This window comes from Flavivirga aquatica (genome assembly GCF_001747085.1).
In the GTDB taxonomy this organism is placed as follows: domain Bacteria; phylum Bacteroidota; class Bacteroidia; order Flavobacteriales; family Flavobacteriaceae; genus Algibacter_C; species Algibacter_C aquatica.
The window spans coordinates 25861-49419 of sequence record NZ_MDJD01000054.1 but is presented as its reverse complement, the minus strand read 5'-3'; the positions used below and the strand labels follow the sequence as shown (position 1 = coordinate 49419).

The 23559-nt window shown below is 30.2% G+C and carries 26 protein-coding genes; 10 read left to right on the top strand and 16 right to left on the bottom strand.

Annotated elements, in window-relative coordinates; genetic code table 11:
- Positions 1 to 14 precede the first annotated feature (14 nt).
- Entirely contained in the window at positions 15 to 1457 is a 1443-nt protein-coding gene (gene accC / locus A8C32_RS14590; RefSeq protein WP_069831167.1) for an acetyl-CoA carboxylase biotin carboxylase subunit, read from the bottom strand.
- Between the two features lie 87 nt (positions 1458 to 1544).
- Entirely contained in the window at positions 1545 to 2033 is a 489-nt protein-coding gene (locus tag A8C32_RS14585) for an acyl-CoA carboxylase biotin carboxyl carrier protein subunit (protein WP_069831166.1), read from the bottom strand.
- Positions 2034 to 2262: 229 nt separating this feature from the next.
- Here A8C32_RS14585 and A8C32_RS14580 point away from each other — a divergent pair, with 229 nt between their 5' ends.
- Entirely contained in the window at positions 2263 to 3732 is a 1470-nt protein-coding gene (locus A8C32_RS14580) for a carbohydrate-binding protein (RefSeq protein WP_069831165.1), read from the top strand.
- A 184-nt stretch (positions 3733 to 3916) separates the two neighbouring features.
- Here A8C32_RS14580 and A8C32_RS14575 read toward each other — a convergent pair whose 3' ends face one another.
- From A8C32_RS14575 to A8C32_RS14565, 3 genes are read right to left on the bottom strand one after another with little or no spacing between them, the layout of a single operon-like run.
- The gene (locus A8C32_RS14575) at positions 3917 to 4591 is read right to left on the bottom strand and encodes a PrsW family intramembrane metalloprotease (RefSeq protein WP_069831164.1); all 675 of its coding nucleotides are present in this window, start codon (positions 4589 to 4591) and stop codon (positions 3917 to 3919) included.
- Complete coding sequence (locus A8C32_RS14570; RefSeq protein WP_069831163.1) at positions 4588 to 5148, bottom strand: NUDIX hydrolase; 561 nt, start codon at positions 5146 to 5148, stop codon at positions 4588 to 4590. Before A8C32_RS14570 ends, A8C32_RS14575 begins: the two co-directional genes overlap by 4 nt.
- Before the next feature lie 60 nt (positions 5149 to 5208).
- A complete protein-coding gene (locus A8C32_RS14565; protein WP_069831162.1) occupies positions 5209 to 6297 on the bottom strand; it encodes a M42 family metallopeptidase in 1089 nt (362 codons plus the stop codon).
- A gap of 288 nt (positions 6298 to 6585) precedes the next feature.
- On the opposite strand from A8C32_RS14565, the gene A8C32_RS14560 reads away from it, so the two are divergent.
- The 3 genes from A8C32_RS14560 to A8C32_RS14550 all read left to right on the top strand — a co-directional run bounded on the left by A8C32_RS14560 (position 6586) and on the right by A8C32_RS14550 (position 8505).
- On the top strand, positions 6586 to 7260 hold the full coding sequence (locus A8C32_RS14560) for a DUF4294 domain-containing protein (protein WP_069831161.1): 675 nt from the start codon (positions 6586 to 6588) through the stop codon (positions 7258 to 7260).
- A gap of 4 nt (positions 7261 to 7264) precedes the next feature.
- Positions 7265 to 7891: a PAQR family membrane homeostasis protein TrhA gene (gene trhA, locus A8C32_RS14555; protein WP_069831160.1), complete on the top strand. Its 627-nt coding sequence runs from the start codon at positions 7265 to 7267 to the stop codon at positions 7889 to 7891.
- Positions 7892 to 8013: 122 nt separating this feature from the next.
- The gene (locus tag A8C32_RS14550; protein WP_069831159.1) at positions 8014 to 8505 is read left to right on the top strand and encodes a GNAT family N-acetyltransferase; all 492 of its coding nucleotides are present in this window, start codon (positions 8014 to 8016) and stop codon (positions 8503 to 8505) included.
- 47 nt (positions 8506 to 8552) lie between these two features.
- Here A8C32_RS14550 and A8C32_RS14545 read toward each other — a convergent pair whose 3' ends face one another.
- Genes A8C32_RS14545 through A8C32_RS14535 form a run of 3 tightly spaced genes read right to left on the bottom strand, consistent with a single transcriptional unit; the run spans position 8553 to position 10418 of the window.
- Positions 8553 to 8981 carry a DUF4268 domain-containing protein gene (locus tag A8C32_RS14545; protein ID WP_069831158.1) on the bottom strand — a complete coding sequence of 143 codons (429 nt, stop codon included), beginning with the start codon at positions 8979 to 8981 and terminating at the stop codon, positions 8553 to 8555.
- A 10-nt stretch (positions 8982 to 8991) separates the two neighbouring features.
- A complete protein-coding gene (locus A8C32_RS14540) occupies positions 8992 to 9666 on the bottom strand; it encodes a ZIP family metal transporter (protein ID WP_069831157.1) in 675 nt (224 codons plus the stop codon).
- A gap of 17 nt (positions 9667 to 9683) precedes the next feature.
- Positions 9684 to 10418 carry a class I SAM-dependent methyltransferase gene (locus A8C32_RS14535; RefSeq protein ID WP_069831156.1) on the bottom strand — a complete coding sequence of 245 codons (735 nt, stop codon included), beginning with the start codon at positions 10416 to 10418 and terminating at the stop codon, positions 9684 to 9686.
- A gap of 222 nt (positions 10419 to 10640) precedes the next feature.
- Here A8C32_RS14535 and A8C32_RS14530 point away from each other — a divergent pair, with 222 nt between their 5' ends.
- The gene (locus tag A8C32_RS14530) at positions 10641 to 11798 is read left to right on the top strand and encodes a THUMP domain-containing class I SAM-dependent RNA methyltransferase (RefSeq protein WP_069831155.1); all 1158 of its coding nucleotides are present in this window, start codon (positions 10641 to 10643) and stop codon (positions 11796 to 11798) included.
- A 330-nt stretch (positions 11799 to 12128) separates the two neighbouring features.
- Complete coding sequence (locus A8C32_RS14525) at positions 12129 to 12608, top strand: OsmC family protein (protein ID WP_069831154.1); 480 nt, start codon at positions 12129 to 12131, stop codon at positions 12606 to 12608.
- Between the two features lie 125 nt (positions 12609 to 12733).
- Here A8C32_RS14525 and A8C32_RS14520 read toward each other — a convergent pair whose 3' ends face one another.
- The 4 genes from A8C32_RS14520 to rlmD all read right to left on the bottom strand — a co-directional run bounded on the left by A8C32_RS14520 (position 12734) and on the right by rlmD (position 16469).
- Positions 12734 to 13306: a hypothetical protein gene (locus A8C32_RS14520; RefSeq protein ID WP_069831153.1), complete on the bottom strand. Its 573-nt coding sequence runs from the start codon at positions 13304 to 13306 to the stop codon at positions 12734 to 12736.
- Between the two features lie 394 nt (positions 13307 to 13700).
- Entirely contained in the window at positions 13701 to 14435 is a 735-nt protein-coding gene (locus tag A8C32_RS14515; RefSeq protein WP_069831152.1) for a DUF6048 family protein, read from the bottom strand.
- The gene (locus tag A8C32_RS14510; protein WP_069831151.1) at positions 14401 to 14967 is read right to left on the bottom strand and encodes a DUF6452 family protein; all 567 of its coding nucleotides are present in this window, start codon (positions 14965 to 14967) and stop codon (positions 14401 to 14403) included. The genes A8C32_RS14515 and A8C32_RS14510 overlap by 35 nt, the downstream gene beginning before the upstream one ends.
- A gap of 86 nt (positions 14968 to 15053) precedes the next feature.
- A complete protein-coding gene (gene rlmD, locus A8C32_RS14505) occupies positions 15054 to 16469 on the bottom strand; it encodes a 23S rRNA (uracil(1939)-C(5))-methyltransferase RlmD (RefSeq protein ID WP_069831150.1) in 1416 nt (471 codons plus the stop codon).
- 411 nt (positions 16470 to 16880) lie between these two features.
- Between rlmD and rocD the strand changes: the two genes are divergently transcribed.
- Positions 16881 to 18125, top strand: coding sequence for an ornithine--oxo-acid transaminase (rocD, locus tag A8C32_RS14500; RefSeq protein WP_069831149.1), 1245 nt, complete (start codon positions 16881 to 16883; stop codon positions 18123 to 18125).
- Positions 18126 to 18224: 99 nt separating this feature from the next.
- On the opposite strand, the gene A8C32_RS14495 is transcribed toward rocD, so the two are convergent.
- The 3 genes from A8C32_RS14495 to A8C32_RS14485 all read right to left on the bottom strand — a co-directional run bounded on the left by A8C32_RS14495 (position 18225) and on the right by A8C32_RS14485 (position 20246).
- Positions 18225 to 19121 (bottom strand): transposase, encoded by an 897-nt coding sequence (locus A8C32_RS14495; RefSeq protein ID WP_240491758.1) that lies wholly within the window; start codon positions 19119 to 19121, stop codon positions 18225 to 18227.
- A 498-nt stretch (positions 19122 to 19619) separates the two neighbouring features.
- On the bottom strand, positions 19620 to 19952 hold the full coding sequence (locus tag A8C32_RS14490; protein WP_069831148.1) for a CCC motif membrane protein: 333 nt from the start codon (positions 19950 to 19952) through the stop codon (positions 19620 to 19622).
- 12 nt (positions 19953 to 19964) lie between these two features.
- Positions 19965 to 20246 carry a DUF2752 domain-containing protein gene (locus A8C32_RS14485; RefSeq protein WP_069831147.1) on the bottom strand — a complete coding sequence of 94 codons (282 nt, stop codon included), beginning with the start codon at positions 20244 to 20246 and terminating at the stop codon, positions 19965 to 19967.
- Positions 20247 to 20518: 272 nt separating this feature from the next.
- Here A8C32_RS14485 and A8C32_RS14480 point away from each other — a divergent pair, with 272 nt between their 5' ends.
- Together A8C32_RS14480 and A8C32_RS14475 are read left to right on the top strand one after the other, a co-directional pair.
- Entirely contained in the window at positions 20519 to 20716 is a 198-nt protein-coding gene (locus tag A8C32_RS14480; protein WP_240491757.1) for a hypothetical protein, read from the top strand.
- A gap of 2 nt (positions 20717 to 20718) precedes the next feature.
- On the top strand, positions 20719 to 21282 hold the full coding sequence (locus A8C32_RS14475; protein ID WP_069831145.1) for a DUF8465 domain-containing protein: 564 nt from the start codon (positions 20719 to 20721) through the stop codon (positions 21280 to 21282).
- Here A8C32_RS14475 and A8C32_RS14470 read toward each other — a convergent pair.
- Positions 21279 to 22220, bottom strand: coding sequence for a hypothetical protein (locus A8C32_RS14470; RefSeq protein ID WP_069831144.1), 942 nt, complete (start codon positions 22218 to 22220; stop codon positions 21279 to 21281). The two genes, A8C32_RS14475 and A8C32_RS14470, sit on opposite strands and share 4 nt — an antisense overlap.
- 193 nt (positions 22221 to 22413) lie before the next feature.
- On the opposite strand from A8C32_RS14470, the gene A8C32_RS14465 reads away from it, so the two are divergent.
- Positions 22414 to 23559: a cysteine desulfurase family protein gene (locus A8C32_RS14465; RefSeq protein ID WP_069831143.1), complete on the top strand. Its 1146-nt coding sequence runs from the start codon at positions 22414 to 22416 to the stop codon at positions 23557 to 23559.

The following is a 23559-nucleotide window of genomic DNA, read 5'->3' as shown; positions in this document are numbered from 1 at the left end:
TTGGATGGGTTTGTTTATTGAATAGGTAATCTTAATAATTTCTGATCTTCTATATATTGTTTAACGGCAATGAGGGCTGCAATTTTAGCTTCAAGCTCTGTATTTTCTTTTAAGGTATCTGATGAATAATAATTTTTCACAAAATGTGTGTCAAAATTTCCAGAACGAAAAGCATTATGTTCGCAAACATATTTTCCAAAGGGTAATGTGGTTTGAATACCCTCAACATGATAATTGTTAATTGCTTTTATCATGATTTGAATAGCTTCTTCTCTTGTTTTTCCGTAAGTAATTAATTTTGAAAGCATAGGGTCATAATAAATAGGGATATCCATACCTTCCTCAAATCCATTATCAACTCGAATACCTTTACCTGTAGGGATTTTATAGGTGTCTAAATGTCCAATACTAGGCAGGAAATTGTTTAAAGGATCTTCCGCATATACCCTTAATTCTATAGCATGCCCATTAATTTTTAAATCACTTTGTTTTAGTTGAAGGGCTTCACCTCGAGCTACACGAATTTGGAGTTCTACTAAATCTACTCCCGAAATTAATTCCGTAACAGGATGTTCAACCTGCAAGCGTGTATTCATTTCTAAGAAATAGAAATTATGGTTATCATCTAATAAAAATTCTACAGTGCCAGCTCCTAAATAATCACAAGACTGGGCAACTTTTATAGCAGCTTCACCCATTTTAGTTCTAAATTCTGGTCTTAAAACAACAGAAGGGGCTTCTTCAATTACTTTTTGATGACGACGTTGAATACTGCATTCTCGCTCAAATAAATGTAATATATTCCCATGGCTATCTGCCATAATTTGAATTTCTATATGTCGAGGCGAGGTTATATATTTTTCAATAAATACAGAACCATCACCAAAAGCAGAAGTGGCTTCGCTAATGGCTCGAGTCATTTGCGTTTCTAAATCACTTTCTTTTTCAACAATACGCATACCTTTTCCGCCACCACCAGCAGAGGCTTTAATTAAAATAGGAAACCCAATGTCTTTAGCTATAGCTTTGGCTTTATCGATATCTGTTATGGCTTCGTCAATACCAGGTACCATTGGGATATTGTATTGTTTTACTGCTGCTTTAGCTGCTAATTTGCTTCCCATAATTTTTATGGCTTTGGAGCGTGGACCAATAAAAATAATATTATTAGCTTCACATAACTCAGCAAAAGAAGCATTTTCACTTAAAAAACCATAGCCAGGGTGAATAGCATCTACTTGTAATTGTTTTGCGACTTCTATAATTTTATAGCCTTTTAAATAGGATTTATTAGATGGTGGTTCTCCAATACATACGGCTTCATCTGCAAGTTTTACGTGAGGAGAATTTCTATCTGCAGTAGAAAAAACAGCCACTGTTTTAAGTCCCATTTTTTGAGCTGTTTTAATAATTCTAATGGCTATTTCGCCTCTATTAGCTACTAGTATTTTGTTCATTAAAATATCATTTTTAAATTCTGTAAAAACAGATTTTTTGACCTATGAGATTGGAAAAACTTCTCAGGATAATATTATAAATATGTATTATGAGTCAAATTCAATTAGTAAATGGTTTTTTTCAACAGCATCTCCTTTTTTCACAACTATAGATTTAATGATGCCATCTCTGGGAGATGTAATAATGTTTTCCATTTTCATAGCTTCAAGAATAAGTAAAGTATCATTTTCTTGAACCTCTTGACCAATTTTAATATTAATATCAAGAATTAAACCAGGCATAGGAGCTTTAATTGAGTTTACGTGTTTTGTAGATCCAATATTAAAGCCCATATCTTTTATAAGAAGGTCTAAATCATTAAAAATATTAATGTGATAAGTATTATTGTTAACTTTTACTTGATACGATTTGTTATTGAAATCTGAATCAATAATTTTAGTTTTATAAGATTTGTTTTCTTGAAGAATATGATATTCCGACTCAGAAATTTGAAGCGCATCAAGCTTTGGTATTAAATCTGTATTAATTTTAAATTCTATATTTTTATTTACTATGGCTTTCAGTATCTTACTCATAATCATAATAGATTAGTCTGTAGTAAATATAAGAATTTTTATAAACTAGATTTAAGTTGTTTACAATCATTTTTCTTTATAAATTAAGGTAAATTCAATTTTTTTGATAAGTACAGATTAATTTTTAAGATAAAATTGAACGTATGAAATCAAATGTTAAAATTTATTTTTTTATCCATTATATTTGAAATGAACGTATATACTTACATATAATTTAAAGTTTATGTTCATGAAAACACAGTATTTTTTTATTGCTACTTTTTGTTTAGTATTTCTTCAAGCATTTTCTCAAACCAATTTAGTTTGGAGTGATGAATTTAATGGAACAGGGAGTCCAGATCCCGATAAATGGGAACAAATGGAATATAATAGAAGGCAAAACTCTAATGGACCAGATGGTTGGTGGGATAGAGATGATGTTTATTTAGATGGAAATGGAAACCTAGTAATTCGTGTGCGTAAAATTAATAATAGAAATAATGATAATGACCCGTATGATTATAGTGTTGGAGCTGTAAGAACAAAAGGAATTTTTGAAAAAAAGTTTGGCAGATTTGAAATAAAATGCCAATTACCAACAGAACAAGGTTGGTGGGTTGCTTTTTGGATGATGCAGGGTAATGTTGGATCTATTGGAAATGGAGGTGTAGATGGTATGGAAGTAGATATTATGGAGGCTTGGGGATGGACAGATAAAATAAATCATGCCTTTCATTGGGATGGTTATGGAAGTGCTCATAAGGTAAAAGGAAAAGAATCTGTAGTTTCTGGAATTCGAGATGGATTTCATACTTATACACTTGATTGGTACCCTGATAAATACATTTTTTATATCGATGGTGTTGAAACATGGAGAAATATTGGAGGTGGCGTATGTCAATTTCCTGGATACATTAAAGTTACCGGTGAAATTTCTACAGAGAATTGGGCTATAGGTGATAACTGGTCTAAAAACCCAGCTACTGCCCAATATCCTGATTATTTTATAGTTGATTATGTTAGAGTATACGATCTTGATGGTATAACAACTACTTGTAATAATATAGCTTCTATCATAGAAGCCGAAAACTATGATAATATGTCTGGAGTGAAAATAGAGAATTCTTCTGAAGGTAATAAGAACGTCGGGTATATTGATAATAATGATTGGATGGAATATTGTATTGAGATTCCACAAAATGGTGATTATAAAATTGATTTAAGAGTGGCTTCAATATCTAATAATGGAAAGTTTGAAATAAAAATTGACGGTGCTACTGATACAAGTTTAAATGTTCAAAATACTGGAGGTTGGCAAAATTGGACTACCATATCTTCAAATAAAATAAACATCCCTTCAGGAAAGCATACTTTACGAATATATGCTACTAAAGGAGGATTTAATGTAAACTGGTTAAGAGTTAATAGTATAGATAATGCCTCGGATACTACGCTTTCTGTATTAAAAACAGAATTAGAGTTAAGTAAAACATTAGTGCTACAAAATCCCATTAAATTAGGAGAGTATCCTATGGTATTAAAAAATAACTTGTCTATTAAGGATGTTAATATATTTTCAATTAATGGTGTTTTATTGCAAAAAGCAAAAATTATAAATAATAGAATAGATTTTAGGTTTCTTTCTCGAGGTGTTTATTTTTTAACATTCAATAGTATAGATACCATTCAAAAAAATACTAAAAAAATAATTATCCAGTAATGTTAAATTATTTTTAGAGTCTTGTCTCAACGATTTATAAAAGAGTCCTTTTCAAATTATTTTGGAAAGGATTCTTTTTAATTGAACTTATAAACTAATAATTTGTTGACTCGTTTTTTTTGTTTTAGTGTATTTACATCATTCAATCTAAATTATTGCATTTTCGTCTTATTTTTAAGAATGTCTATTTTTTAAATTTAGAATTCATTTGATGCTTTTTAATTGCTTTTTGGGATAGTACAATTCCAATAAATAAAGAAACAAATGCACCTATCCAAATACCTGGAACAAAATCTATAAATAAGAAAAAGTCGTAGGCACCATGAAATAAAATAGCCAATAGTAAACCACATAGGTTTAAAATGATTTTATTATTTGAAAATTTAGCTTTCCCCATATAATAGCCCATTAAAATACCAAAGGTAGCATGTGCTGGCACAGCTGTAAAGGCTCTTGCTATAGCGGTTTCATAACCACCTTGTAGGACATAAAAAACATTTTCGGTAGCAGCGAAGCCCATAGATACCATAACGGCATAAACAATACCATCGAAAGGTTCATTAAAAGCAGCTTTAGGTTGAGCAAAATAGCGTACTATAATATATTTACTAAACTCTTCTGTTAATCCAACTACAAAGAAAGCTTTTATAAATTGTTGAATAATACTTGTGTGATCTGTTAATGGTAAGACAATGTCGAAACCATAATATATAATTGTTGTGATAATAATACTTACAACAGCACCTAACAGGAAGCTGTAAAAAAGTAAGCGTTTAGGCTCTTTTTCGTATTTGTCTTTAAAATAAATATATAAGATGATAATAAATATGGGGGCAATCGCAACAAGCAATAAATTCATTCAGTTAACAGTTTTTTGTAAATAGTATTTAATACAAATTCGTAATATGATTTGTTTGAAGGCACAAAGTGATTGTTATTATTACCTATATTTATTATAAGTACCTTAAAATCGTCAAAAGACACTAGTTTCAATGCTTCGACTTCTTCTTCTTGAGGAATTAACTCCGAAAAAGGAGTTGTTAATTCCGCTATAAATGTATTGTGAAATTCGTTGTCAATAATACCGTTTTCGTAGGTTTTAAAACATTCAAAAATGCCGATTTCTTGTAAAACATTTTCAGAAATAGATAAGCCAATTTCTTCTTTAGTCTCTCTAATAGCTGCTTGTTTTGCAGTTTCACCAGCATCAATATGTCCTGCGACCGAAACATCCCACATTAAAGGACATATAGCCTTTTTAGCAGAACGCTGAGATAGCAATATATTGCCATCATTGGTATAAAACCAAATATGTGAGGTGTGATGGTAATACCCTTTTTGATGAATAACAGATTTTAATTCTGACTTTCCTGTTGGTTTACCAGTATGAGTTACAATATCTATGTATTCTTCCATTAGGAGCTTAATATAAAAAAGATTCCCGCTTTCGCGGGAATGATAAAGTATTGTTTTAAATTATTTAAAATAAGAGAATGTCTCTCCGTCTTCAATATTTAATAATGTTTCATAAATAAGTTTAATCACGTTTTCAACATCATCTCTATGTACCATTTCAACAGTGGTATGCATGTAACGAAGTGGTAACGAAATTAAAGCAGAAGCAACACCGCCATTACTATAAGCAAAAGCATCTGTATCTGTTCCAGTTGCTCTTGATAGTGCAGAACGTTGAAAAGGAATTTTTTTAGCTTCAGCAGTTTCAGTAATTAAATCACGTAATTTTTGTTGTACAGCAGGAGCATAGGCTACAACTGGTCCTTTACCAATTTCTAAATCACCTTGTACTTTTTTTTCTATCATTGGTGTAGTGGTATCATGCGTTACATCTGTAACAATAGCCACATTAGGTTTTATGGTATGTGTAATCATTTCCGCACCGCGTAAACCAATTTCTTCTTGAACAGCATTAGTAATGTATAGTCCAAAAGGAAGTTCTTTTTTGTTTTCTTTTAATAATCGTGCTACTTCAGCAATGATAAAGCCTCCCATACGGTTATCTAAAGCGCGACAAACAAATTTATTATCATTTAAAATATGAAACTCGTCTGGATACGTGATTACACAACCTACATGAACACCCATTTTTTCAACTTCTTCTTTAGTTGAGCAACCACAATCAATAAAAATATTATCTGGTTTTGGTGCTTCTTCTTTTGCTTTACTACGAGTATGTATTGCTGGCCAACCAAAAACACCTTTAACAATACCTTTTTTAGTATGAATGTTAACTATTTTACTTGGTGCTATTTGGTGATCACTTCCTCCATTTCTAATAACATAAATTAATCCGTTATCAGAAATATAATTTACATACCATGAAATTTCATCTGCATGTCCCTCAATAACTACTTTGTATTTAGCCTTAGGGTTTATAACCCCTACAGCAGTACCATAAGTGTCCGTAATGAATTCATCAACATAAGGTTTAAGGTAGTCCATCCACAGTTTCTGCCCATCCCATTCATACCCAGTTGGAGCTGCATTATTTAAATATTTTTCTAAAAAGTCTATTGATTTTTTGTTAAGAATACTTTTGCCTGCCATATTTTTTTGAAATTTTGCACTAAAATAACAATATAAATAGAATAAAAATGTTTTCCTTAGTTTAAATTAATAATTAAAAAAAGCATATATTCATACTTTAAATAGTATGTTGCTTTTAGTAATATTTGTCTTTAGACTATGTGTATAAAATTTAAAAACGACCTATGTTTAGAATTAAAACCCTCGCAAAAATGAAGTTTAATAAAAATTTCGATACATTTAATGCGAAATATTAAGTTTTTAGAAATAATGTATTTTTGGAATATTAAATACATGAGTAGTATATAAATGAGTTTTTTAAAATATATATTCATACTCCTACCGTTTTTTCTCATTGCTCAGGTTAATGAAGTTAAACAAGATTCAACTGTTGTTGAATATCTTATCATAGAAGGAGATTCTGTGCCACGAACATCTATTAACTTAGATCAAGTGATGCTTTTGCATAAACTTAAGTTTAATAAAAGAGAAGAACGTATTCGTTATTTAATTTTAAGACGAAAAACGCTCAAGGTATTCCCGTATGCTAAACTGGCTTCAGAGCGTTTAGATTCTATGAACATGCATTTAGCGACATTAAAAAGAGATCGCGAAAAGAAAAGATATACCAAGAGTATTCAAAAATATATAGAAGGCGAATTTTCCGAAGAATTAAAAAAACTAAGCCGAACAGAGGGACAGATTTTAATTAAGTTAATACATAGACAAACAGGAACAACAGCATTCGATTTAATAAAGAAATTGCGTAGTGGTTGGCGTGCATTTTGGTATAATACTACTGCCAGTATGTTTGACATTTCTTTGAAGCGTGAGTTTAACCCAATGGATGTTAAGGAAGATTATTTAATTGAAGATATTCTGCAACGTAGTTTTCAAAATGGACTACTAGAGCGACAGCAACCTGCTGTAAAATTCGATTTTTACGATTTAACAGAAAAATGGTTAGATTTAAAGCGGCTATAAAATAATGAGCAAGCAAACTTCTTTAGAAGAAAAGCTTAATGCCATATCTCATGGTATAGGTGTTTTGCTAGGAACTCCTGCCTTAGTATTACTTATTATTTACGATACAAATAAAACCTATTGGAGTTTATTTAGCGTTATTCTTTACGGTATAACTGTAATTACTCTATTTATGTCCTCTACACTTTATCATGCCGTAAAAAACGAGAAACGCAAGCATTATTTTAGAATATTAGATCATATAAGTATATATCTTCTTATTGCAGGAACATATTCTCCAGTTTCATTAATTGCATTAAACCTTGATTTAGGGATGACGTTGTTTTTTGTTGTTTGGGGAATTGCCATTTGTGGAATTATATTAAAAGTATTCTATACAGGAAGATTTGAAGTGTTTTCTACACTTTTGTATCTAATCATGGGGTGGTTAATTGTATTCGATTATTCTAATTTATTTAGTGCTATTGGTCGAGACGGTATTTTATTATTGTTTGCTGGAGGTTTAGCATATACCATTGGTATTATTTTTTATGCTATTAACAAGATACCGTACAATCATGTTATCTGGCATTTGTTTGTCTTAGCGGGTGCTATATTTCATTTTTTTATGATTTTCTTTTATATTATTTAATCTGTCTTTTTTTTTAGAAGAAATTTCATGAAGAACTCATCTTGACAAATTTTAACTTATTTTCGATTAAAAACAAAAAGTCAAGATGAGTGCGAATTTAAATTCTTTTAATTAAATATTACATGATTCAAATTAATAAAGCAACATCAGAATCAGATTTTGAAACTATAACAAGATTGGCAGATATTATTTGGAGAGAATATTATCCTTCAATTATAAGTATTGCCCAAATAGATTATATGTTGGCTAAATTTAATTCTTCTAAAGCCATAAAAACTCAAATAGAAGAAGGCTCAATATTTTATTATATGACATATAATAATAAACCTGTAGGTTATACAGCTATAAAACTAGAAGAAAGTTTTTTATTTTTAAGCAAACTCTACATACTTAAAAATTATAGAGGAAAAGGAATAGGAAAAAATACTTTAAACTTTATAAACAATAAGGCTAAGAAATATAACTCAAGAGCCATTAAATTAAAAGTTAATAAGTACAATACGGCATCTATAAAGGCTTATGAAAAACTAGGGTTTGAAAAAACAAAAGTTATGATAACAGATATTGGAAATGGTTTTATTATGGATGATTATGAACTAGAAAAAAGAATTTGATTTGTTTGTAATTTCGATGAGTTTAAAAAAACAAGATTCTTTCCTTATTATTGATCAATAACATCTCTATATTCCTCAAAAAAAGCTTCAAATAAGTTCATTTTTTCATTGAAGAATTCCATAACATCTCTCCATGTGTTCTTGTTATGTATAGAGACTTTTTTATCTAGAGGAACATATATTCTGGAAATTTCCTTTTTATTATCTAAAATATATTCTTCATGAAAAATAACATCAGGAAGAAAATCATCTAAAAGAATAGATTTTAAAGCCTGTAGTTTTTCCCAATATTTAATTCTGTTTTCTAAATCGTCTTCAAGATCTAAAGCCACTAAAGCGGTTCTATTATCAAAATGAAACTTAAAACTAAACCCTTTTAGTTTGGTATCGTACAAAACCCATTTTCGGGGAAACGATTTTCCGAAACTTGTCCAAAATTCTTGACGTAAACGTCTAGATTCTTCTTTGCTAAACATTTATTGTTTTTTAAATAGTATAAGCAATAGCAACCCCTAAAATAATAGAGATAAACTTAGATAAATTAAATTTATGCCCGTCACCACTCTCAAATAAAATTGTTGTAGAGATATGGAAAAAGATACCAATAACTATAGCATTTATAATATGAGTATAATCTGCAACAACCTCTACTGTGTGAGAAATAAAAGTTCCTAGAGGAGTCATAGTCGCAAATACAATTAAAAAACTAGCTATTTGTAGTTTACTGTAGTTAGACTGTAATAAAAACATGGTAATTAAAGTAGCAATAGGTACTTTATGTACAAGTACCCCATAAACCATATCATTATGATCATGTATAGAGAATCCTTCTAAAAAGCTATGAATACATAAACTAATAAATAAAACCCAAGGAAAGATTGTTTCGTTTTTATGAATATGTACATGCCCATGTTCAGCTCCCTTAGAAAATAATTCTAAAATAATTTGCAATAAAATACCGCACATTATAAAAAGTCCAGAACGCTTAGCATTTAATTGTTCGTAAACCTCTGGTAATAACTCAAAAAGGGTTAAAGCCAATAAAAATGAGCCACTAAACGAAAGTAAGAGCTTGGTGTTCCAAGATTTTTGCTTTTTAGTAATAGTCGCTAAAATAAAGCCTAAAACAACTGCTAGTAAAGGAAAAATAAACTTATTCATTAAAATATAAAAAGCTTTTATTTAAAAATCATGACTAAGCGTTCGGATGTTTTAGAATTATATTTACGCAATTTGTAATCTCCAAAAACATCTAATAAGTAAACATTAGCTTGTTCAAAAAATAATTCAAAATCTTTTAGCGTAAAAGCTCTAACGCGCTCCTGAAATTTATAGTCAACATTATCGGCTGTAAAAATAATATCTTTTATAATATAACCATCCTCTACGTAGCGTTTTAAATAAAAATCAATTCCATCGACTGTTTTAACCTCTTCTGGAACTAGATTATCTATAATAAATTCACTATTCATAAAATCAATCACACCAAAACCAGAAGCATATAAATTGGCTTTAATAGATTTAATGGTTCTTAAATTATCTTCGTCATTTTCAAAATAGCCAAAACTAGTAAACAAATTAAAAACAGTATCAAATTGCGTTTTGTAAGGTTTACACATATCGTGTACATCAAAGTGCAATTTATCGTTTTCAAATTGTTTAGCATGGTTAATACTGTTAACACTTAGGTCTACGCCAGTAACATCGTATCCAATTTTGTTTAAATATACCGCATGGCGACCCTTTCCGCAAGCCAAATCTAAAATAGTACCATTTTCGGGTATATTTAAATAATAGGTAAGCGTATCCATAAAAGCACGCGCCTCAGTATCATCTCTATCTTTATATAAAATGTGGTAAAATGGTGTATCAAACCATGATGTAAACCATTCGGTAGTTGTATTTTCAGTCATGTTAATTTTTGCCTTTCGGCTCTGCGTAAAATAAATTCTAGCAGAAAATCTTTTGTTTTTGGTGGTTCCTTAGTGTTGTTTAGTCAACACTAAGTCAGGCTTTCCGTTATATCTTTTGCAGAAAAAGCAAAAGGATGTCACTACAATCCTTAACCTAAATGTTAATAAACATAATGTTTGCCGCAAAATTACGTTATTTTTGTAACCTATCAGACGAAAAAAATGGAAGAAAATTTCAAGATGGTTGCCAAAACCTTATTTGGTTTTGAAGATTTATTAGAAAACGAGCTTATACAATTAGGAGCACAAAATATAAAAAAAGGGGTGCGTAATGTTGCCTTTTCAGGAGATAAAGGCTTTATGTACAAGGCTAATTTAGGCTTACGTACAGCTGTTAAAATTTTAAAACCTATTCATACATTTACCGTAAGTAACGAGCAAGATTTATATACTAAAATTTATAATATGCCGTGGGATAATTATTTGAAATCCTCGGGAACCTTAGCGATAGATGCTACAATTCATTCGGATTTGTTTTCGCATTCACTATACATTTCGCAAAAAACTAAAGATGCTATAGTAGATAAGTTTAGAGATACTACAGGAGAACGTCCTAATGTAGATTTAAAATTTCCGGATCTTAAAATAAACGTGCATATTGATAGGCGACAATGTACTATTTCCTTAGATTCTTCGGGAGATTCGTTGCACAAACGCGGTTATAAAACAGCTACCAATATTGCGCCTATAAACGAAGTGCTAGCAGCAGGGTTAATTATGCTATCGGGGTGGGATGGACAAACAGATTTTATGGATCCTATGTGTGGTTCTGGTACTATGCTTATAGAAGCAGCTATGATAGCTTGTAATATACCACCTAACTTGATGCGTAAAGAATTTGCTTTCGAACGCTGGGAAGATTGGGATGTTGAATTATTTGAAAAAATTGAAGAATCTCTTTTAAAGAAAACACGAGATTTTCATCATAAAATTATAGGTTACGATAAAGCACCAAGTGCTGTAACTAAAGCCAAAGAAAATGTAAAAAATGCCCAATTAGATGATTTTATTGAGATTAAACACGAAGATTTCTTTAAAACTCAAAAGGGAGGTAATTCTAAATTACATATGCTATTTAACCCGCCTTACGGGGAACGTTTAAATATTGATATGGAAGTATTCTATAAAGATATAGGAGATACACTAAAACAAAATTATCCAGGAACAGATGCTTGGTTTATTACCTCAAACCTTGATGCCCTTAAGCATGTTGGCTTAAGACCATCACGTAAAATACATCTATTTAACGCAAAATTAGAATCGCGTTTAGTTAAATATGTGATGTATGAAGGAAGTAAGAAGGGAAAGTATATGAAATAAGTATAGATATAAGATTATCATCTAAAATAAGAAATATTATAATTATTAAAAGGATGATTGAAGTAATATCTTAATTGAAATGTTACAGAAAATTTTGTCCTTCTCAATCATTTAGAAGCACAAAATCAACCATCTTAGCTATATCTAAATGAGGTACGATTGAGACATCGCATTATTTAATAAGAGGATGATATAGTCCAATTGTTATGCGATTTCTCCTAACGTCGAAATGATTAGAATTATGAGTCTTTAGTAAATGAAAAGGAGATTATTTTATGCCTAACAATCCAAATAAACCACTATTTTGTATCTTTCTTAAAAAAAGAAAAAATGTCTTTTAATCATATTTTTAAAGCTCATGTAAACTGGCAATTAGGAGAGGGAGAAACAACCCAAAACCCGAGAAGTTTTAGTCGAAACCATACTATAAGCATTGCTAACAAAAAGGAAGCTTTACAAGTGTCTGCTGCCAAAATGTTTAGAGGAGACGATACATGTTATAATCCAGAAGACCTTTTGCTTTCTGCTTTGGCTTCTTGCCATATGATGTCTTATTTATATGTTTGTGCACAAAATAATATTGAAGTATTAACATATATAGATGATGCAGAAGCTACCTTAGAAGTTATAAAAACAGGAAGTGGAAGTTTTAAAAAAGTAAATCTAAATCCAGTAGTTACTATAGCAGACGAAGCAAAAAAAGACTTAGCGATTAGCCTACACGAAAAAGCAAATAGCTTATGTTTTATTGCTAATTCTTGCAACTTTCCTATTTCTCACCATGCTAAAGTTTTTGTTAAACAGGTTTAGAATAGGGTTTCTAATAAAAACATATTAGCATGCTAATTTAATTTTTATATATCTAAGATAATATGCGTTAAGACTTTTAATAATTAATCTTAACACACATTATATGCTAACTTGTATATGCGTTTTTATTCATCAATAGACCAGCTGTATACAAGTGAAGCATCTCCACTAAAATCTTTCTTTCTATCAATTTCATAAGTATCTTCAAACTCATTACCAAATCGTTCGAAAGCACTTAAAAAGCCGAAATCTCTATCTGGAACTTTTAATAAAATTTTTCCAACAAGAGGAATTGCTTTTTTTGCTATAACTAACCATGGAACTGTGGTTGTTCCTACAATATCTGTAATAATATCAAAGGCGCCTTCTCCAATTTCATTCTTTACATCTTGTAATATTTCACCTAAATTTCTAGCTGACCTTCTTGTATGCCTAAGGTAAATATGAACATTTAGCTCTCTATTTTTAGGCAATTCTCTGCTAAGAATGAATAAGCCTTCAGAACCAATCTCATCTGTATCAAATTGAAAAGAGTTATCATGACGTTTACTTAATTTAAACGGCTCTTGAGGTAATGTCGTCATAATCATTTTGTCCTTATCTGTAGGATGTTCTGCTAGAATAACAAAGTATAGTTTCCATCTTTTTTTTGGTCGATGAATTTGAACTTCATCAATTTCTAATCTTACTCTTGTCATTAATTCTTGTTTTTAATTTTTTGAAATGTTTATATTAAATTGATATAAGAAGATATATTAGTTTTAGTAATTTATATTATATCCATCAGTGCGCTAAATTAAAATTTTCTATTAAAGCATAGGTAAGTACCTATAGATAATTATTAATTAAAGGGAAAAGGCTAACTTAAGCTACTCTTTTAAATAAAAAAACAGAGGTTAAAAAGGTCTTTTAAATGAATTTTGAAAAAGAGGAATTACTTTTATCTATATTTTAAAAAGTGAAACAGTAAGATAAATGCTTCTTCAAAAATGTTTGACCTTCATTATAAAATTGTTTTTTTGATAAAGAAAAAAAGTTTGATTACTACTAATAACCAAACCTCTTTTAGTCTTTTAAAATGTTATAATTATATTATTTAGCAGCCCTCTTGTAAAGTGGAATTCTATAAGATATAAAATAGCTATAACCTACACCAATACTACTACCATCAAAGGTTTTATTGAATCCAGGAATATAAATGTTTTCAAAATTTTTGGGTTGATCTTGACTTGCTAATATTTTGAGTTGCACATTTAACCCAATATAGAGATTATTAAAAAGTTCAGCTTTAAGTCCTAAAAGAAGTTCTGCCCAAAAAGCAGTTAAATCACTAAACTCCTGTTTTTCGTTAGAAGAGAATTGAGGTGCCCAATATTGATTAGTACTATATGTAGTAAAGCTATTTATGTCATGACTAAATGTACTAGCACCAATACGAAATCCTGTATAGATCATGTTATCCATATCTAGCCAATTTTCATACAAATTATAATCTATACCACCTTTTATGTAACTACCTTTACTTGTAACATCTAAGAAATCTGTAATGGTGTTTTTTTCTTCAAAACCAATCTCTCCAGCAATATATAAGCGTTTTTTAATGCGATAATCTGCCATAAGCTCAAAACCACTATAGTCATCATCTAATGAAGATCTAATTAGTCTTCCAATATCTGCACCAACTCGAAGTCCATACTTCAGTTTTATTTTTATAGAATCATTAGGTGTTTTAGGGATACTATCATTTTGTGCACTAACAGATATGCAAAAAAGTAGCATACATGCTAAACTACTAATGAAATATATTAAAGTGTGTTGTTGTTTCATCTTCTACAGATTGATTATCGGTTGCATATCGGCTTGAAATTATCCATTCGTCATCATCTTCTACAACAGTAAGGATTACATTTTTAAAAATAGTTTTAAATCCACAAGCACGTGATACGTATACTTGTTCACGAGTGTAGCTAATTGTAATGATATCTGTGTTTCCTCCAATGATTTTGTCATCACTCGTATCATCAGGAGTACCATTATTATCTGTTTTAGCTTGATTTATAAGCCTATATTGTGTGGTGTCTTTCGTTGTTTTTAAAGGTAAAATAAGGTTATTAGTATCTTGAAAATTGTAGCCTGTTAATATAGATTCACTATTAATAACAAGATCAGCATCCGCATCAATAACAACAATATCTATAACATTTTTTTTATTTTCTCTATTGCTATCATCAAAAAGATCAATAATTAATTTAGGTGTCGTAGGTGTGCTTTCTGGACAAATATCGTCACGCTCACAACTTACAGTAATACCTATTATTGATAAAATAATAAGTAAAGAAAGATATTTAAAATATTTCATTTTTATAAATTCTAGTTAGTTTTATGAGGTTGTATATAATTAATTAGAATATATGTTACTCAACAAAAACCATGCAATTTAAATTATTAGTCCCTTAATTCAAGTATTACAACGTTTTCCACATGAAAAGTTTGTGGAAACATATCTACAGCTTGGGTTTTTGTTACTTTATACATGGCATCCATTAAAGCTAAATCCCTCGCTTGTGTTGCACTATTACAACTTACATAGACTACTTTTTTAGGTGCAATATTTAATATTTGTTGCACCACATCTTTATGCATACCATCGCGAGGAGGATCTGTAATTATAATATCCGGTTGTCCGTGAGTTGCAATGAAATCATCATTAAAAACCTGTTTCATATCACCCACAAAGAATTCAACGTTTTTAATGTCATTTAATTGTGCATTTTCTTTAGCAGCTGTTATGGCATCTGGAACAGATTCTACTCCAATAACTTTACTTGCTTGTTTAGCAACAAATTGCGCAATAGTTCCTGTACCTGTATATAAATCGTAAACAAGTTCTTCTCCTGTTAAACCAGCAAAATCACGAGTTATTTTATATAATTCGTAAGCTTGATTTGAATTCGTTTGATAAAAAGACTTTGCGTTTATTTTAAACTTCAAGCCTTCCATTTCTTCAAAAATATGATCGTTACCTTTATAACAAATTACATCTTGATCGTAAATCGTATCATTAGCTTTTCCATTAATTACATACTGTAAAGAGGTAATTTGCGGAAAAGTTTCAGCAATAAAATCTAACAGTAACTCACGTTTGGTTTTATCTTCTTTAAAAAACTGAACCATAACCATAATATCACCCGTAGTTGATGTACGAATCATCATAGTACGTAATAACCCTGTTTGATTACGTGTATTAAAGAATTCTAATTTATTTTTAATAGCAAATGCTTTTACTGCATTTCTAATCGCATTAGATGGATCTGCTTGTAAATGACATTTGTTTAGGTCTAGAATTTTATCCCACATACCTGGAATATGAAATCCTAGAGCATTTTTATCGCCTAAGTCATTATCAGATTGAATTTCTTCCAAGGTTAACCAACGGCTATCACTAAAAGAAAATTCCATTTTATTTCTATAAAAATACTGTTCTTTAGAACCTAAAATAGGAGTAACCTCAGGAAGTTCAATATGGCCAATACGTGTTAAATTATTGGTAACTTCCTTTTGTTTATAAAAAAGTTGGTGTTCATAGCCCATATCTTGCCATTTACAACCTCCACATGTTCCAAAATGCTCGCAAGCAGGCGTTGTTCTTTTATCTGAAAGCTTATGAAAAGCAGTTGCTTTTCCTTCGTAATAAGCTTTACGTTTTTTAAAAGTTTGTACATCGACAATATCACCAGGTACGGCATTTGGTAGGAAAATAACTTTTCCATCTGGAGCCTTAGCTATGGTTTTTCCTTTAGCAGCAGCATCAATAACCTCTACGTTTTCAAAAACTTGTTTTCTTGATTTTCTTCTAGACATGCTGCAAAAATAATAATAGCAACAAATAAATGTCACTTTATTTCTATTAACTTTAATAGATTTTAAAATAAAATGAATCTTTTTAATTATTTAGATGTTTTTAATATTTAAGTTTAAACTGTATTAGTGAATGAAAAACAGTATTTATATAAACAGTAAATTAGTTTTAGGTTATTAAAAGGAAATTTAAATGTACTATTACTGTAAGTGAAATATTGGTCTAAAACTTTTTGTGAATTACAGATTTCTTCCTTGTCTGGAAGAATGTCTGAATAAGATTTTTTGAAGCAATTATTATTTAGTAATTTGCGGGTTCTAGGGATGATTTCTCTCCCACGCTGAATTTTCGAATCTTCGAAAGGATAAAGGTACAGAAGGAATGGTTATTTTATTAATTAAAAACAAATTAAAATGGCTGTTTTAGAACAATTAACATCGCAGCAAGCAATTGAATTAGAAAACAAGTACGGAGCTCATAATTATCACCCATTACCTGTAGTATTAGCTAAAGGTAAAGGTGTGTATGTTTGGGACGTAGAAGGTAAGCAGTATTACGATTTTTTATCGGCGTATTCTGCAGTAAACCAAGGGCATTGCCATCCAAAAATTGTTAATGCTATGGTGCAACAAGCACAAACACTAGCGTTAACATCAAGAGCTTTTTATAATGACATTTTAGGTAAGTATGAAAAATTTGCTTGCGAATTTTTTGGCTTTGATAAGCTTTTACCAATGAATACAGGAGCTGAAGCAGTAGAAACTGCTTTAAAATTATGTAGAAAGTGGGCTTATGAGGTAAAAGGAATTAATGAAAATGAAGCAGAGATTATCGTTTGTAAAAATAATTTTCACGGACGTACCACAACTATTATTTCATTTTCTAACGATCCTGTAGCTCGTAAAAACTTTGGACCTTATACTAATGGGTTTATTAAAATAGAATATAATAATTTAGAAGCTCTTGAAGCAGCATTAAAAAATAACCCTAATGTTGGAGGATTCCTAGTAGAACCAATTCAAGGTGAAGCTGGAGTTTATGTGCCAAGTGAAGATTATTTAGCAAAAGCAAAAGCATTATGTGAGCAATATAATGTTTTATTTATTGCAGATGAAGTACAAACAGGGATTGCAAGAACAGGGAAGTTATTAGCAGTAGATCATGAGAATGTAAAACCTGATGTTTTAATTTTAGGTAAAGCTATAAGTGGTGGTGTATACCCAGTGTCTGCTGTTTTAGCAAACGATAATGTTATGCAAGTTATTAAGCCAGGAAATCATGGTAGTACATTTGGAGGAAATCCAGTTGCAGCTGCTGTAGCTATGGCAGCTTTAGAAATTGTACAAGAAGAAAAGCTAGCTGAAAATGCAGCTGAACTAGGTGAGTTATTCAGAAGTGAGTTAAGCAAATATATTGAAACGAGTAATATTGTTAATTTAGTTAGAGGTAAAGGATTACTTAATGCGATTCTTATAAACGATGAAGAAGACAGTGATACAGCTTGGAATATCTGTTTAGCATTGCGTGATAACGGATTATTAGCAAAACCTACTCATGGAAATATTATTCGTTTTGCGCCACCTTTAATAATGGACAAAGCGCAATTATTAGATTGTGTTAGTATTATTATTAAAACGCTTAAGCAATTTGAAAAATAATAAAATAAGTAGAAAAAATAACGTTATTTAAAAATATTTAAGCATATAAAAAAAGCGGCTATTAAGTCAGTCATGGTCGGAAGAAATTCCGACCATTTTTTAAGTCTCAAAATGGTTTAAGTTTCCATCACAATCTACAACAATCATAGCAATAGCTAAATTTCTGAGTTCCATTTTAAATCTTCTTTTAGCAGTTTTATAACCTATTTGGTTGGCTTTTTTATAGATTAAGATTAACATGGCTACGATTAAGGTCATGTATAGCATAACCTCTATTCCATTTTTATTTAATGACACTAAATGATTTACATTGATTTCTTGCTTTATAAAACGAAAAAAGACCTCGATATCCCAACGCCTTCTATAAGCTTGGGCTACTTGTTTAGCAGATAAATCAAAATCATTGGTAATGAACCAAAATTCTTTTGGATCGTCTGTTATTGTTTTCGCTATAATTAAACGAAAAGGGGTTTCTACCAACTCTTCTCTGTAATGAATATTTCCTTTTTTGTTATGGATGGCTTTTCCTGTGTAAAGTTGCACTTTACTATCTTTGATAAGAGTTAATTCTCCTAAATCTGAATCTTGAGCTTGCCTGACTAAAGATTGTAACTCTACATGTTTTCGGTTTTCCTTTGCTCTGGCAATAAAAGTAACAGCATCATCAGTAAATGAGTTCATTGTTCTTGTAGATTGAAGTCCTCTATCAATGACATAGATATTCTGATGATGTGTTTCTTGCTTTACATGATTCATTATAGCCTCGGGCAGAGCCATATCTTCACTGGAATACTCCGCCCTGGTGAACACCTCTGAATGGCAAGGCAACAAACCATCAAAAGCCATACTGTATTTAACAGATTTCTTCCCATTTTTATGGTCAATACCTTTTAATAATCTGGAAGAAGCCTCACTAACCATAGAACTATCTACATAGATTAAAAGGTGTCTTTCCTTGTTAGGGTAGGCATCGTGAAATTGCTGGTAAAAACACATTGGTATATTTGACAGAAGTAATCAGAGTCGATTTTGGATAACCTTTCAGAGATAGAACTTCGTCTTATGGTTTCGGATTTGTCCAAATCAAAAAGCGTTTTAAACAGAAAATCATTAAAAGTATCTTCTAAAGTGCGCTGGCTTAGTTTTTCATTCTCTACAATACCATAAAGAAGCAAATAGAACATTTTTTTACCATGAAGAACCTTGGTGTAGTAATCGACTTTTGTAGTTAATGATAATTTGGACAAAAGCGCCTCTGGTATAACACCTAATAATTGACTTACAGAAATTTTGTGATCTTTAAATACTGATATAATATATTGATTATCAGATAATAAGACACGAAAAATACATCACAAAAACAAAGTAATCAAGTGATAATCAAATAATTAAAACTAAAATATTGCCCAACATAAAATAAAAAGTCGGAAGAAAAAATCTTCCGACCATGACTGACCTTTTGGGGCGCTTTTTTTATATAAAAAACAGAAAAGATTATTGTCCCATCATTTCTTGAATTCTTTCTTGTAATAATTCTTGATTCTGCAAGGTATCCCATCCAAATGCTGTTATAGCCCAAACAACAATAAGTAAATATATAACACTTAAAGCAATACCTATAATAGCTAATATTTTTCCAGTTTTTACATTTTGAATTCCAGTATATAACTCAGGGTTTTCTATATATAACTGAGTCGCTTTTTTAGCTAATACAACGGCAATAATACCAAGTATTATACCTATTAAACCGTAGCAACAGCAAGTTACTATTGATAAGATTCCGAAAACTAAAATAAGCGTTGAATTAGGTAATTTTTGTTGTTCCATGTTTTTTGTTTTTTAATTGATGATAAATGTTTTAAGGGTAAAATTCCCAATCATAATAATACCATTGAGAACAGCCAAAATAATAATGATTTTATTAGAAAACTTAAAGTTTTTAAAAACATTAAGTGCAATGACTCCAAAAAGTAGTATTAAAGTATAAATAGCAGGATACATATAAAAAGCATCAACAAATTCACCGCGAAGAATTAAGGATATAGAGCGCTGTAGACCACAACCCATACATTCAATACCAAATAATTTTTTATTTAAACAGGGGAGCATGTATTCTTCCATTAATTGCAGGTGAAATATTTGATTATTGAGCTAAAATACTAAAAGATAATTAATAATTATTTTAATAATATGCATTATGTTTTTATTTAAAAGATTCTAAAAGAATGTTCTCTTTAGGATCTGAAAATCACTATTTATTGATTTTAAAACATATAATTACATGAAGTAGTTTAATTGAATTGTCTTTTTTGGGTTATTGAAATTAGTAAATAAATCAAGGTGAAAATAGATTTTTTTACTGAAATTTGTTATTCATAAATAATGATGTTTAAATGATGAAATATTTAAATTATATTTTGATAATTACAGGAGCTGTTATTGCTATGTATGCTAAAACTGGAATAGAACAAAATCAGTATATTTTAATAGGAGGTATAATTATGCTTATGCTTGGTGTGTATAGAATATCAAGAACGATTCCTAGTAAACAAGATAAAGAAGAAGATATTCATGATTCTGAAATTGAATAGTTATGGGATTTAATTTAGGCGATTATGTTTTGGTTTTAGATGAAGATTTATCTGGAACTATAAAAAATATAACGGGTAATCTTATTTCTATTGAAACAGACGATGGTTTTTTGTTAGAGTTTCAAAGTAATGAATTGGTAAAGAAAACGGGTAAAGAATCTTTAAAAACAGATTTGTTTTCACATTCAAGTATTAATGCTGTGGTTTCAGAAAAAGAACAGTCACCAAGAAAAAATCAAACGAAAAAGCGCGCTAAAGACCGTTATGAACCCACGATGGAAGTCGATTTGCATATCAATCAATTAGTTAAATCTCCAAGAGGTATGTCTAATCACGATATGCTTTCATTACAGCTAGATACCGCTAGAAGAAAATTAGATTTCGCTATAGCTAAACGCATACCCAAAATAGTATTTATTCATGGTGTAGGTGAGGGCATATTAAAAATTGAGTTAGAATATCTATTTGGTCGTTATAATAATGTCAAGTTTTATGATGCCAATTACCAAAAATATGGATTAGGAGCTACAGAGGTTTATATTTATCAGAATGTAGTGCCTAATTAAATAAACCCAGGATTTTCTGTTCTTGATTTTAAATCAGTAGGTATTTCACTTTGCTCTAAAATACCAAAGTCCAATATATCTTGAGATAGTATATCTATATCAATATTGTTAATAATAAGGCTAACAGTATAGGTTTTTGAAATTACATGTATGTTTTCTCTAAATTTTGTAGCAGGAAGTTTATCATTAACAACTGGATTTAAATAATCTGCAACAGATACGCCGTTTATTTCATTACTCATGTCATCAGTAGGGTCTTCATTTGGAGTGCCTTTTTCTTCATCTCTGGTATCAACGCCATCACCATCATCATCTTTATCTAAATAATCAGGCATGCCGTCACCATCTGTATCTTGAGCATCACTAAAATCTCCATCGTTATTTGGATCTGGATTTTCATTTTTAGTTAAAACATTATCACCATCATCATCTACATCTAGATAATTAGGTATACCATCACTATCAAAATCGTCATCAGTTAAGTCGCCATTACCATTAAGATCTTCCATTTCAGCAGGAATACCATCATCATCATCTTCTGTTAATACGGTTTTAATTATAGCGGTACCACTTGTACTTGTAATATCTTGCGTAATATTAATATCAGAAAGAGGTATGTCATTACAAAATAAATTAGCAGGTAATGTTGTGTTACTATAGGTTCTATAGTTAAAAGGATTGGTTGCATTTATCTCAACGGGTTTTTCAAAGATATTATTTTCATTTACTTCAAGAAGTTCTGCTATAGTAAAATTTGAGATTTTTAAAGATAAAGATTCCGCTGGATCATTTTTAGTTTTATAAAGGATTAAATCTGAAACACCCTCGCAAGCAAGAAAAGTGTCTTCAAAATCAAGTTCAGCTGTTATAATATCACCATCGTCACATGAGTAAAAAGGTGTTATGAAAACTATAAATACAAAAAATAACTTACGCATTGATAATTGGGTTTTAGGCAAAAATAATAGAATTGTTATTTATAACGTAGCTTATTGATAATAATTTTATTTCAAGTATTTTTGGATTCTAAAAGAGCCTTATATCAATTTAACTATAAAATGTTTCATGTCGATTCATTCTTTTTAAATTGGTATTAAATAATAATTTTTTAGAATAATCATTTATACTTGTATGAAGACTATATATTTTGATAATGCTGCCACAACTCAAATGAGAAACGAAGTGATAACTTCTATGACAAAAATCATGCAGAATGATTATGGAAACCCATCATCTTCGCACAGTTTTGGTAGATCATCAAAATCGTTAATAGAGCAATCTAGAAAAACAATAGCTAATTCTTTAAATGTTTCTGCTGGTGAAATTGTATTTACTTCTGGAGGTACAGAGGCCGATAATTTAGTTATAAAAAGTGCAGTTAAAGATTTAAAAGTTACTCATATTATAACTTCTAAAATAGAACATCATGCGGTTTTGCATACAGTTCAAGAGCTTGAGACTGAACACGAGGTTTTAGTAAGCTATGTAAACGTAAATCAAAACGGAGATATAGATTATTCACATTTAGAGCGTTTGTTGCAAACGGAAGATAAAACATTAGTTAGCCTAATGCATATTAATAATGAAATAGGAAATATTTTAGATATTAAACGTGTAGCAGAATTATGTAAATCTAATAAAGCTTTGTTTCATAGTGATGCAGTACAGTCGGTAGGACATTATAAATTAGATTTACAAGACATACAAGTTGATTTTTTAGCAGCAGCAGCTCATAAATTTCATGGACCGAAAGGTGTAGGTTTTGCTTTTATTAGAAAAAACTCTGGATTAAGACCTATAATTATAGGTGGAGAACAGGAGCGAGGGCTTCGAGCTGGGACCGAGAGTGTTCATAATATAGTTGGTGCCGAAGACGCATTAAAACACGCTAACAATAACCTTGAAAGTGAGTACAGTTATATAAAAGATTTAAAAGCATATTTTATCAAGACACTTAAAACTAATATGCCAAGTGTAACATTTAATGGGAATTCTGCAGATTTAGATAAAAGTACTTATACACTTATAAATGTATGTTTACCCATACCTCCTAAAAAAGCAGCTATGCTATTATTTCAGTTAGATTTAAAAGGAATAGCTTGTTCGAAAGGTAGTGCTTGCCAAAGTGGAAGTTCACAAAAATCGCATGTTCTATCTGAAATTTTAAATGAAGAAGATCTAGAGAAGCCATCTATTCGCTTCTCCTTTAGCATATATAATACTAAAGAAGAAGTCGATTATGTTATTGATGTTTTAAAAGAGTTTGTAGAACAGTAA